Below are 11,757 nucleotides of genomic sequence, written 5' to 3' on the forward strand. Positions count from 1 at the left end.
GGCCCGCCCTGCGACGGCCGCGGCGGCACGGGACGCGGCGACGGCGACGGGCGGGGCGCGGGGCGCGGGGCGGGCGGCCGGGGCTCCGGCATCGTCGCGACCTGGGTCAGCAGCGGTTGCGCCTGCGCGGCGGTCATCCGGGCGCGGGGTTCGCGCGCCAGCAGCCCCTCCAGGACGCGCGCGAGCGGTCCGGCGTTGCGCGCGGGCGGGACGGGCTCGGCCAGCGCGGCCTGGAGGGACGCCATCGCGTCCGGCCGCTCGTAGGGGGAGCGGCCCTCGACGGCGGCGTAGATCGTGGCGCCGAGCCCCCACAGGTCGGAGGCGGGCACGGCCCGCTCCCCCGCCGCCCGCTCGGGCGGGATGTAGGCGGGCGACCCCATGACGAGGCCGGTCTGCGTGAGGGTCGAGTCGCCCTCCATCTGCGCGATGCCGAAGTCGGTGAGGACGACGCGTCCGGCGGCGGTGATCAGCACGTTGCTGGGTTTCACGTCGCGGTGCAGGATGCCCTTCTCGTGGGCGTGCCGCAGCGCCCCGAGCATCTGCAGGCCGATCTCGGCGATGCGGCGGTGGCCGACCGGGCCGCGTTCCAGCATGTCCTGCAGGGAGGGCGCGGTGACGAGCTCCATCACGATCCAGGGGCGCCCGGCCTCCTCCACGACGTCGTGGACGGTGACGACGCCGGGATGGTTGAGCCGCGCGGACGCCCGCGCCTCGCGCAGCGTCCGCTCGTACAGGACGGCGTGCTCGGACTCGGTCAGGCCCGGCGGGAGCTCGACCTCCTTGACCGCCACCTCGCGGTCGAGCATGGTGTCGTGGGCGCGCCAGACGGTGCCCATGCCGCCGCGCCCGACCACCGAGTCGAGCCGGTAGCGGTTGCCGAGCAGCCGTCCCTGTGCCATGTCGTCAAGGTCCCCCCGTCGTTCACCCCACCCCCGTGGGACGGAACGTGTCGAGGACATTGTTCACGAGAGTCGTGTTCTCGTTCCACCGGGTGGCCGGAAGCGCGACAACGATCGCATACGACCGGCCGTCGACGACGACTCCGCGGTCGCGGGCCCGGGTCGTCTCCCCGGCGCGGATCCAGGTGAACTCGATGTCGGCGGCGGGGTACCCGGCGACCCGGCTGCGGACGAGGGAAACCCGCTCGTAGGCGCGCAGGTTGCCGTCGGCCTGGGCCTGCTGCTCCCAGACCTCCCAGTGCCGGTAGGGGTCGCCGTGCCAGGGCGTGGGGTCCACCTGGACGTATCCGCCGGACGCGGGGTCGGTCCACACGACGCCGCGGCTGTGCTGCTTGCGTACCCAGGTCCGCGGGACGCCGATCGTGTAGCCGGGGCCCTCGGCGCGCTTGAAGTTCGGCGGGAGGACGGGCGGGGCGGGCGTGTTCGCGGGACCGGTGACCTGCGACGACGGCCCGCCCGACGGCCCGCTCGACGGCCCGTCCGGCTGTCCGGCCCCGGGCGCCTGCGGCGCGCCGGAGGCGCCGGACGCGCCGTCCGGATGCGGCGCCTGCGATCGTGCCTGGCCGGTTTCGGCCCCGGCGCCGGACGTGCCGGCCACAGGAAGAACGCGCCCGCGGCGGCGACGGCCGCCGCGGCGAGGGCGGCCGCGAAGATCAGCGGTGTGCGGGCCCGCCCGCCGCGGCCGTTCCCGGCCTGGCCGCCGCCGGTGCCGTTCCCGGCCTGCTGCCGCGCCGTCCCCGCGACGTGCGGATGGGGGCGCGCGTCCGGGTCGGCGGGGAGCCGGATCGTTCCGGTGCGGCCGGGCGGGTCCGGGACGGGGATGGGCCCGGGGATCGGCGCCCCCGCGTCCGCGGCCGTCCCGCCGGCGGCGTGCCCGGCCGCCGTCCGGTCCACGGTGGTCCGGTCCACGGCCGTCCCATCGAGCGCCGTCCCGTCGAGCGCCGTCCCGCCGGCGGCGGCCGCGGCGAGGGACGCGGCGCGCCCGTCCGCGATCGCGGCGAGCGCCTCCTCGGCCTGCTGCGCGTTCGTCCGGACGGCCGGGTCGCGTTCGAGGAGCCCGACGAGGACGGGCGCGAGCGGGCCCGCGTTGCGCGGCGGCGGCGCGTCCTGCGTCATCACGGCCGCGAGGACGGCCATGGCGTCGCTGCGGTGGTGCGGGGCCTTTCCCTCGCACGCGGCGTAGAGGGTGGCGCCGAGCGCCCACAGGTCGGAGGCGGGCAGGGCGGCGTCGCCCTTGACGCGCTCGGGCGACATGTAGGCGGGCGACCCCATGACCATGCCGGTGCCGGTGAGGGTGGCGTCCCCGGCGACCTGCGCGATGCCGAAGTCGGTGAGGACGGCCCGGTCGTCGGCGGTGACGAGGACGTTCGCGGGCTTGACGTCGCGGTGCAGGATCCCGATGGCGTGCGCGGCGCGCAGCGCGCCGACCACCTGCCGGCCGATCGCGGCGGCGCGGCCGGGGTCGAGCGGCCCGTCCGCGTCGATGATGTCCTGCAGGGACCGTCCCCGGACGAGTTCCATGACGATCCACGGCCGGCCGTCCTCGTCGACGACGTCGTGGACGGTGACGACGCCGGGGTGGCCGAGCCGCGCGGACGCCCGCGCCTCCCGCAGCGTCCGGCGGTGCCGGTTCTCGCGCTCGTCGTCGGCGAGGCCGTGCGGCAGGACGACCTCCTTGACGGCGACCTCCCGGTCGAGGGTCTCGTCGACGGCCCGCCAGACGGTGCCCATGCCGCCGCGCCCGACGACCGAGAGCAGCCGGTACCGCCCGGCCAGCAAGCGTCCCGCCACGTATCAGTCCTCCGCCGGGGTGAACGACCGGTACACCGGCTGCAGCTCGTCGAACAGGCCGTCCCAGCCGTCGTGCGGGGCGCTCAGGAGGATGGCGTAGCCGTGGTCGTTCGCGACGAACCCGCGGTTGAGGACGTGCATGCGGGTGCCGCCCTTGCCGTCGTAGGTGAACTCCCAGTCGGCGGAGTCGTCGCCGTCGCCGGTGTCGGGGACGGGCGGCTGGTCGCCGGTCGGGGCGATCTTGATCTGGTCGTAGCCGGGCCAGCCGAGGCCGCCCCGCTCCTGCCGCCGCCAGTCGTCGATGGCGCTGTCGCCGGGATCGTCGGTCTGGTCGATCTGGATGTACGCCTTGCGGTCGGGCGAGTAGAAGAAGTCGCTGGACTTCTTCGATTCGGGGCCGCTCCAGTCGTCGGGGATCGCGACCTTGTAGCCGGTGCCGTCCTCGTACAGGCGGAACCCGGCCGGGACGGACGTGCTCGGGGTCTCCTCCTGCGTCGGTTCGGTCGGGGAGGGTTCGGTGGTCGCGGGCGCGGACGTCCCGGCCGAGGCGTTCGCGCCGGTGTTCGCGCTCTCGTTGCGGGCGGGCTTCTCGTCGTCGCCGGACGCGAGGGCGATCCCGGTGATGACCAGGACGACGATCAGCACGATGACGGCGACGACGACCAGGTTGCGGCTGCCGGGACCCGGCCCGCCCGGCCCGCCGGGCGCCTGGTTGCCGGGCAGGCGCGGGAGGCCGGGTATGCCGGCCAGTCTCGTCGGGGCGCCGCCGACGCCCTGCGCGGTGCCCTGCGCGGCGGGCTCGGCGCGCCACGGGTCGCGGGCGGTGTCGTTCGGCCCGCCGGGGGCGCCGTCCGGTCCGGACGGCGGGAGCGGCGGGGCGATGCGGGTGGCGTCGGGGGAGGCGGGTTCGGCGGCGCCCGCGGCCGCCGACTCGACGGCCATGGTGTGCTGGGTGTCGATGGTCTCCTGGCGGACGAGCTCGTCCAGCAGCGCCCCGGCCTCGATCGCGTCCATCCGCTGGTCGGGGTTCTTGCGCAGCAGGCCCTCGATGATCGGGACGAGCGGGCCGCCCTTCTCCGGCGGGTCGGGCTCCTCGGAGATGACGGCGACGAGCGCGGCCATCGGCTCGCTGCGCTCGAACGGCGACCTGCCGTGCACCATCGCGTAGAGGGCGACGCCCAGCGACCACAGGTCGGACGCGGGCCCGGCCTTGCGGCCCCGCGCGCGCTCGGGGGCGATGTAGGCGGGCGAGCCCATGACCAGGCCGGTCTGCGTGAGGGTGGCGTCACCGGCGGCGATGGCGATGCCGAAGTCGGTGAGGACGGCCCGTTCGCCGGTCCGTCCGGTGCCGGTGATGAGCACGTTGCTCGGCTTGACGTCGCGGTGCAGGACGCCGGCCTGGTGCGCGGCGTGCAGGGCGGCGAGCATCTGCCGGCCGATCTCGGCGGCGCGCAGCGGGTCGAGCGGCCCGTCCTGCTTGATCACCTGGTCGAGGGAGCGCGACCGGATGAGCTCCATGATGATCCAGGGGCGCCCGTCCTCCTCGACGACGTCGTAGACGGTGACGACGCCGGGGTGGCCGAGGCGCGCGGCGGTGCGAGCCTCACGGAACGTGCGCTTGTGGTGGACGGCGCGTTCCTCATCGGTGAGACCATGCGGGAGGATGACCTCCTTCACCGCGACATCACGACCGAGGACCTCATCGTGTGCCTGCCAGACCGTCCCCATGCCGCCTCGGCCGACCTGGGTCACCAGTCGGTAGCGGCGGGCGAGCAACCGCTCGCCGTTGGGCTCATTTGGCATATCCGCGACCATATCCACTTTTGCTGACAATCTTGGACCAAGCTTGCAAGCCACATCCCCCCACCCGTACGACGCCCGAGGCGGCGCCCGGGTTCGCCCACGGATGAGCAGGACCGGGGAGGGTGACTGAGGTGTCACCGCGGACGAGACCGGAGCAGGAAGAACTCCCGGCCGAGCCGCCGGGCGAACGCGCCGGCGCGCGCCCGGACGCGCCCGCCCAGGACGGGACCCCGGGAGCCGCCGGGCCCCGGACGGCCGGGAGCTGGCCGTCCGGGGAGTGGCGCCGCCTCGTGCAGGCCGCGCCGACGATCTTCTTCTGGTACACCCGACTCTCCGGGATCCTGTCACTGCTCGCCTGGATCTCCTATGGTCTCATCCTCGAGCTGGCCGACATCTGGGCCTTGCGCTGGATCGGCTATCTCGGCTGGTTCCCCAGCGTGCCCATCGGCCTCCTCTGGATCCTGCTGTCGATGGGCGTGCGGCGGCGCAAGAAGGCGGCCTGGCGGATCCTGCTGCTGGTGCTGTGCCTGCCCGCGGCCCTGCACGTCACCGCGTTCCTGGCGAAGCTGTTCGACCCCGGCCTGGACGTCCCGCCGGGCGTGGCCGTCGCGGCCGTCCTGTACCTCGCGGCGATCGCCCTGCTGGTCGCGGCGCGCGGCGAGTTCACCACACTGCCGGACCGTGCCAACCGGCGGCTCGCCGCGCTCGTCTTCGCCACCCTCCTGGTCGTGACCTGCGGGATCGGCACCTGCCTGGTCACCGCGACCGACCGCGACGACGACGGCGGGTTCTGGACGCACCCCGTCTACGCCATCTCGCAGACCGTCCTCGGCCCCCGGGTCACCGGCGGCCCGATCGACATCTCGGTCGCGTTCTGGGTCGACGTCATCCTGTGGGTGCTCGGCACCGGCCTCATGCTCGCGACGTTCTGGGCGCTGTTCAAGCCGGGACGCCGCGACCCCGTCCTCAGCCCCCAGGAAGAGCTGTCGGCGCGCGCGCTGCTCGCCGAGTACGGCGAGCAGGACTCCCTCGGCTACTTCGCCCTGCGCCGCGACAAGGACGTCATCGTCGCACCGAACGGCAAGGCGGCCATCGCCTACCGGGTGGAGGGCTCGGTCTCCCTCGCCAGCGGCGACCCGCTCGGCGACCCCGAGTCGTGGGACCAGGCGATCGACGCGTGGCTGGAGGAGTGCCGCGCGCACGCCTGGATCCCCGGCGCGGTCAGCGTCGGCGAGCGCGCCGCGCACATCTACCGGCGGCACGGCTTCGACGCCCTCGAACTCGGCGACGAGGCGATCATCGACCTCACCGACTTCAGCCTGGACGGACGCGAGATGCGGCAGGTCCGGCAGGCGGTGCGGCGGGTCGAGCGGGCCGGGTACACGGTCCGGATCCGGCGGCACGCGCAGATCCCCGGCTGGGAGATGGCCCGGCTCGCCCGCCGCGCCGACGACTGGCGCGGCGAGGAGACCGAGCGCGGGTTCTCGATGGCGCTCGGCCGGCTCGGCGACCCCACCGACGGACGCTGCGTGATGGTGGAGGCGTTCGACGCGGACGGGAGGCTGCGCGGCCTGCTCAGCTTCGTCCCGTGGGGCCGCACCGGCCTGTCGCTCGACCTGATGCGCCGCGACCGGGCCGCCGAGAACGGCCTCAACGAGTTCATGGTCGCCAAGCTCGCGGAGAAGGCCGCGCTGGTCGGCGCGCAGCAGCTCTCGCTGAACTTCGCGATGCTCCGGTCGGCGTTCGAGCGCGGCTCGCAGATCGGCGCGGGCCCGGTCGCGCGCGGCTACTACCGGCTGCTGTCGGTGGCGTCCCGGTTCTGGCAGCTCGAATCGCTGTACCTGTCGAACGCCAAGTACATGCCGCACTGGCGTCCCCGGTTCATCTGCTACCTGCAGAGCCGCGACCTGATCCGCCTCGGGCTCGCGTACGCGCGCGCCGAGGGCTTCCTGCCGAGCCTGAACCGGCCCAAGCTCGACCGTGCGGCGGCGATGGTGCCGACCCTCGACCTCGTCGAGGCCGTCCGCAAGATCGAGGAGGAGGCCGAGGCCGCGCGCGCGCCGCAGCGGCGCCTGTCGGAACAGGAACGGGTCCGGCACGCCAAGCTCGACCAGATCCGCGAGGCGGGCATGGACCCGTACGCGCTGGGCTTCGACCGCACCGACGTCGTCGCCGACGTCCGCGCCCGCTTCCCGGACCTCCCCCCGGACGAGCGCACCGGCGCGGACGTCGCGATCGCCGGGCGTGTCGTGCTGGCCCGCGAGCACGGCCGGCTCATCTTCGTCACGCTGCGGGACGAGACCGGCGACCTGCAGGTCATGCTGACCGAGGACGCGCTCGGCGCCGGCTCGCTCGGCCGCTGGAAATCGCTCATCGACCTCGGCGACCAGGTCGGGGTGCGCGGCGAGGTCGTCACGTCCCGGCGCGGCGAACTGTCGGTGCTGGCCGCCGGCTGGACGCTGACCGCCAAGTGCCTGCGCCCCCTGCCGAACAAGCGCTCCGGCCTGTCCGACCCGGAGGCGCGCGTCCGGCAGCGGTACGTCGACTTCATCGTCAACGACGAGGCCAGGAAGATGCTGCGGATGCGCGGCGACGCGATCGCGGCCGTCCGCGACGGCCTGCGCGACCGCGGCTACCTGGAGGTCGAGACGCCGATGCTCCAGCCGGTGCACGGCGGCGCCACCGCCCGCCCCTTCACCACCCGCATCAACGCCTACAACATGCAGCTCTACCTGCGGATCGCGCCCGAGCTGTACCTCAAGCGCCTGCTCGTCGGCGGCGTCGGCCGCGTGTACGAACTGAACCGCAACTTCCGCAACGAGGGCGTGTCGAACCGGCACAACCCCGAGTTCACGATGCTGGAGGCGTACGAGCCCTACGGCGACTACGACACGATGGCCGAGCTCACCCGCTCCCTCGTCGTGGACGCCGCCACCGCCGCGCTCGGCACCACGATCGTCGTCCGCGACGGCGTCGAGCACGACCTCGCCGAACCCTGGCGGGAGATCACCGTCTACGGATCCGTCTCCGAGGCCCTCGGCGAGGAGGTCACCCCCGACACGCCGCGCGAGACCGTCCTCGGGTACGCCGAACGGCACGGGCTGAGCTTCGACCCCGAGTGGGGGCAGGGCAAGATCGTCCAGGAACTGTTCGAGGCGCTGGTCGAGGAACGGCTCGGGGCGCCCACGTTCGTCCGCGACTACCCCGCCGAGACGTCCCCGCTCACCCGCCCGCACCGCGACGACCCGCGGCTGGCGGAGAAGTGGGACCTCATCGTGTTCGGCCTCGAACTCGGCACCGCCTACTCGGAGCTGATCGACCCGATCCTGCAGCGGCGGCGGCTCACCGAGCAGTCCCTCCAGGCCGCCGGCGGCGACCCCGAGGCGATGGAGCTGGACGAGGACTTCCTGCGGGCCCTCGAGTACGCGATGCCCCCGGCCGGCGGCATGGGCATGGGCATCGACCGGCTGCTGATCACCCTCACCGGCCGCACGATCCGCGAGACGATCCCGTTCCCGCTCGTCCGTCCGGGCTCGTGAACCCCGGCGCGAAGGTGCATGATGCGGACATGAGTGATCGTTTGGCGCTGCGGCCCGTGGAAGAGGAGGACCTGCCGATCCTGGAGGCCGTCACCCAGGACCCGGACACGGTCGGCGAGCACGCCTGGTTCGGCTGGTTCGAACCGGGCCGGTACCGGCGCGGCTGGGAGGAGAACCGGCTGATCGGCCCCGACGGCGGCAGCCTGATGGTGGTCCGCGGCACCGACCGGCTCGGGTTCGTGTCGTGGCGCCGCAAGACGACCTCGCCGACGTCGCACTGCTGGAACATGGGGATCGCCCTGCTGCCGGAGGCGCGCGGCAAGGGCCACGGCACCGAGGCGCACCGGCTCCTCGCGCGCTACCTGTTCGCGCACACCCCGGTCCACCGGATCGACGCCGACACCGAGACCGCCAACATCGCCGAGCAGAAGGCGCTCGAGAAGGCCGGTTTCACCCGCGAGGGCGTCATGCGCGGCTGCGTCTTCCGCGAGGGCGCCTGGCGCGACGGCGTGACCTACAGCCTGCTCCGCACCGACCCGCCGGTGTGACGCCCTAGAGCGTGCGCGGCACCGGCCGGCGCCCCTGCTCGGCGAGCCACCGGCGGGCGGCGCCGCGCCGCGCGTCCTCGTTCCCCGGCGCCCCCACCGGCGGGACGGGCGCCCAGCGGCCCCCGTCGCCGCCGCACTCCGCGCCGGGGACGGCCTCGCCCGCGGGCAGGACGTCGCCGCGTTCGAGGTCGAGCAGCCAGGGCCCGTCTGCGGCATCGGCGTCGAGCGCCGCCGCGACGGCCCCGAGATCGACCGGGAGCGGTTCGAGAGACGGGGGCTCGCCGTCGAGCGCGGCCGCGAGCGCGGCGGCCAGCTCGGCGTCCCCGGGCCCGCCGCGCGCCCCCAGCTCGGCGAGGCACGCACGGGCCCGCTCGTCCGCACCGGGCACGTCCTGCGCGAGCGCCGCGACCAGCGCGTCCCCCGCGTACTGCAGGACGGGCGCGAGCGGGCGCCCGGCGAGCACCGCGGCGCCCGCGGCGCCGTCGCCCCGCGCCACCGCCGCGCGCAGCACCGCCAGCGCGTCCTCATCCCACCCGATCACACGGACATTTCTACATTCCGGCTACGACGCGCCGGACGGAATCCCGGAAATCACGCTTCCCGGCGCTTTCACGCGGGCACCACACGGATCTCGTGCGCGAACCCGGGAGCCGCGAAGGCGAGCAGCCGCGCCGCCTCCTCCTCGACCGCCGGGCCTGCGGGCAGCGGCTCGAACGTCCCGATCGTCAAGGTCGCGCGCTCGGCCTTCTTGTCGCTCTTCAAGCTCCACACCGCGTGGACGCGACCGTCGACCAGCAGGGTCGGTTTCGTCTCCGAACCGACGCAGACGACCTTCCGCCGCTCGTCCGTCATCATCCTCGTGCGGTCCGCGTACGCGAGCACCAGGTTGTCGAACTCCGGCAGGAACCGGACGGGCGCCGCGGCGTCCTCGACGAGCTCGCCCTCCGGGACGTCGAACAGCTCGACGCCGTTCTCGTCCCGGTACACCCGCAGGTCCGGCCGGAGCCGATCGAAGTCGACGTCCTTGCGCCGGAGGCCCGACCAGACCGCGAAGTCCCGCGCGGACGCGGGGCCGAACGCCGCGAGGTAGCGCGTGACGAGCTCGTCCGTCCCCCGTTCCCGCAGCGTGTCGCCCGTCCAGTCCTCGGGGAGCGCGAACCGCGTGGCACCGAAGGTGTTCCACGTCCCGCTCGGCGGCGGGTGCACCACGGGTACGAGGGCCTGCAGCGACCAGCGGAGCGCGGCCGGGTCCCGGTCGGGCCACCGCTCTGCGAGCGCCCGCGCCAGCTCCGGACGGGTGAGCGTGCGCCCCGCGAGCGCCCCGCGCGCCTCCGCGGCCAGCTCCTCCAGGTCCCACCCCGCGGCGGCGCGCCCGAACCCCGCCCGCCACGCGCGCAGGGCGATCGGCTGCAGCAGCGGCTTCAGCCAGCGGAAGTCCGGCGTCGTCGCCATGTGCTGCGTGCCCCGCAGCAGCGAGGTCCGGACGACCGCGCGCTCGTGCAGCAGGCCGGTGAGGTCGTCCTGGTGGAACCGGGCGAGCCGGTTCCAGAGCCCGATGTACGGGGCGTTCGGCTCCTGCGCCTGCACGGCCACGAGCCGTCCGACCGCTTCCGCCGCCGGCATGCCGGACCGCTCGAGGAGAAGCTGCCGATGCAGCGCCGTCCGGTTGAGGACCCGCCGGTCAAGGGTGCGCGGCATGCCGTGACCTCCACAGAATGAAGTATTCCGTTCCACTCTATCCGAACGGAAGGCTCCATTCCACTAGACCGACTCCTCCCGGAACGCTTCCACCGCGTACCGCAGCCGCGCCCCGACGAGCAACGCCTCGTCCTCCGGACACCCCAGCAACCGCGCGACCAGCTCGATGAGCTCGTCGTCGCTCAAGTCCGGCTCCCGCCCCGCGACATGCCGGATGATCTCGAGCAGCTCCGGCCGCTTGTACGTCGCGATCGACCGCCCCCGCCGAACCCGAGGCCCCCCACTCCCCTCAGGCGCCCCACGCCCCCCGGCACCCGCCCCCTGCCGACCCTCCGCACCGAGGCCCGCACTGGATTCAACCTCCCCGCGCAACCTGCCCTCACCACCCGGCCCGGTCTCCCCGCGCGGACCGGCCTGGCGGCGCGGACCAGCCTCGCGGCGGGACCTAAACTCTCCGCGCGGACCCACCTCACTGCGCGGACCGGCCACGCGGCGCGGCCCGAACTCCCCACCCGGCCCGACATCACCATGCGGCCCGACCTCACCATCCGGCCCGGCCTCACCACGCGGACCGAGCTCACCACGCGGACCGGCCTCGCGCGGACCGACCTCGCGCGGACCGACCTCGCGCGGACCGACCTCGCGCGGTGCGCCCTCCCCGCGCGGACCGGCCTGGCGGCGCGGCCCGAACTCCCCGCGCGAACCGACTTCGCCGCTCGGTTCGACCTCCCCGCTCGGTTCGACCTCCCCGCCCGGCCTGACGCCCTCTTCGGGCCTCGGGCCAGGGCGCGAAGGCGCCTCCTCGGGCGCGAACCGGCTGTCCGATCCGGCGTCCACGTGCCGTGAAGCGCTCCCACGCCGGGCCGTCCCCGCAGGGGGCTCGTCGGGTGCCGCAGGACGTTCGGGCGGTGCGGGCGGCGGCCCTGCGTCCTCGCGGGGGGCGTCGCCCTCACGTGAAGGTGCGGCCTCCCGGGCGGCCGTCCCGCCAGAGGACTCCGAGTCCGTGCGGGCGGTCGGTGGGGGTTCCTCTGCCGGGGGTGGGGCGTCGCCGGTGAGGATCGTGAAGAGGGGGCTCGTCGGGGTCACGACGTCCGCGAGGTCGCCGAGTCCGTCGCTGGGGGGCGGGTGGGAGTCGGGGGGCGGGAGTTCGCGGGCGGCCTCGCCGACGAGGATCGTGCGGGGGGCGAGCCACAGGACGAACAGGGCTTCGGCGCCCGCGCCGTGTTCGCCGTCCACGATGACCGCGTCGAACGCGTCGGGGTGCGGCGGCAGGGTCTCGGGGATCCGCCACAGCGGCAGGATCCACGCGGGGACGACGTCCAGCGGGGCGGACGCGGCGGCGTGCAGGCGCGCGCGGGCGGCGGTGCGGGCGCTGGCCGCCGCGAGGTCGGCGCGGGCGGAGGCGGCGCGGCCGCCCGC

Annotated in this window: 9 protein-coding genes; 3 read left to right on the forward strand and 6 right to left on the reverse strand. The window is 74.7% G+C overall.

The genetic code is table 11. The features are described 5' to 3' along the window. The 3 genes from ACFQ11_RS34845 to ACFQ11_RS34855 form a co-directional block, all read right to left on the reverse strand. Positions 1-899: serine/threonine-protein kinase (locus ACFQ11_RS34845; protein ID WP_378306673.1), on the reverse strand; the 899-nt coding region annotated here is incomplete at its 3' end. A gap of 63 nt (positions 900-962) precedes the next feature. Further along, positions 963-2,750: a serine/threonine-protein kinase gene (locus tag ACFQ11_RS34850; protein WP_378306675.1), complete on the reverse strand. Its 1,788-nt coding sequence runs from the start codon at positions 2,748-2,750 to the stop codon at positions 963-965. Between the two features lie 3 nt (positions 2,751-2,753). Continuing rightward, on the reverse strand, positions 2,754-4,553 hold the full coding sequence (locus ACFQ11_RS34855; RefSeq protein WP_378306677.1) for a serine/threonine-protein kinase: 1,800 nt from the start codon (positions 4,551-4,553) through the stop codon (positions 2,754-2,756). Positions 4,554-4,843: 290 nt separating this feature from the next. Between ACFQ11_RS34855 and lysX the strand changes: the two genes are divergently transcribed. Both lysX and ACFQ11_RS34865 read left to right on the forward strand, forming a co-directional pair. After that, positions 4,844-8,092 (forward strand): bifunctional lysylphosphatidylglycerol synthetase/lysine--tRNA ligase LysX, encoded by a 3,249-nt coding sequence (gene lysX, locus ACFQ11_RS34860; protein WP_378306689.1) that lies wholly within the window; start codon positions 4,844-4,846, stop codon positions 8,090-8,092. Between the two features lie 29 nt (positions 8,093-8,121). Continuing rightward, a complete protein-coding gene (locus ACFQ11_RS34865) occupies positions 8,122-8,640 on the forward strand; it encodes a GNAT family N-acetyltransferase (RefSeq protein ID WP_378306679.1) in 519 nt (172 codons plus the stop codon). 4 nt (positions 8,641-8,644) lie between these two features. On the opposite strand, the gene ACFQ11_RS34870 is transcribed toward ACFQ11_RS34865, so the two are convergent. The 3 genes from ACFQ11_RS34870 to ACFQ11_RS34880 form a co-directional block, all read right to left on the reverse strand. Further along, the gene (locus tag ACFQ11_RS34870; RefSeq protein ID WP_378306681.1) at positions 8,645-9,181 is read right to left on the reverse strand and encodes a hypothetical protein; all 537 of its coding nucleotides are present in this window, start codon (positions 9,179-9,181) and stop codon (positions 8,645-8,647) included. A gap of 68 nt (positions 9,182-9,249) precedes the next feature. After that, on the reverse strand, positions 9,250-10,338 hold the full coding sequence (locus ACFQ11_RS34875; RefSeq protein ID WP_378306683.1) for a winged helix DNA-binding domain-containing protein: 1,089 nt from the start codon (positions 10,336-10,338) through the stop codon (positions 9,250-9,252). Positions 10,339-10,401: 63 nt separating this feature from the next. Then, positions 10,402-10,524 carry a hypothetical protein gene (locus tag ACFQ11_RS34880; protein ID WP_378306685.1) on the reverse strand — a complete coding sequence of 41 codons (123 nt, stop codon included), beginning with the start codon at positions 10,522-10,524 and terminating at the stop codon, positions 10,402-10,404. 939 nt (positions 10,525-11,463) lie between these two features. Here ACFQ11_RS34880 and ACFQ11_RS34885 point away from each other — a divergent pair. Then, positions 11,464-11,757, forward strand: a 294-nt coding sequence (locus tag ACFQ11_RS34885; RefSeq protein ID WP_378306687.1) for a hypothetical protein, incomplete at its 3' end; no start/stop codon positions are given.

Origin of the sequence: Actinomadura sediminis (genome assembly GCF_042675525.1) — a bacterium.
Classification (GTDB): Bacteria; Actinomycetota; Actinomycetes; order Streptosporangiales; family Streptosporangiaceae; genus Spirillospora; species Spirillospora sediminis.

Bases quoted from the DNA above. Each gene is read 5' to 3' on its own strand.
- ACFQ11_RS34865 (WP_378306679.1), top strand. From the start codon at position 8,122: ATGAGTGATCGTTTGGCGCTGCGGCCCGTGGAAGAGGAGGACCTGCCG.
- ACFQ11_RS34875 (WP_378306683.1), bottom strand. From the start codon at position 10,338: ATGCCGCGCACCCTTGACCGGCGGGTCCTCAACCGGACGGCGCTGCAT.
- ACFQ11_RS34855 (WP_378306677.1), bottom strand. From the start codon at position 4,553: ATGCCAAATGAGCCCAACGGCGAGCGGTTGCTCGCCCGCCGCTACCGA.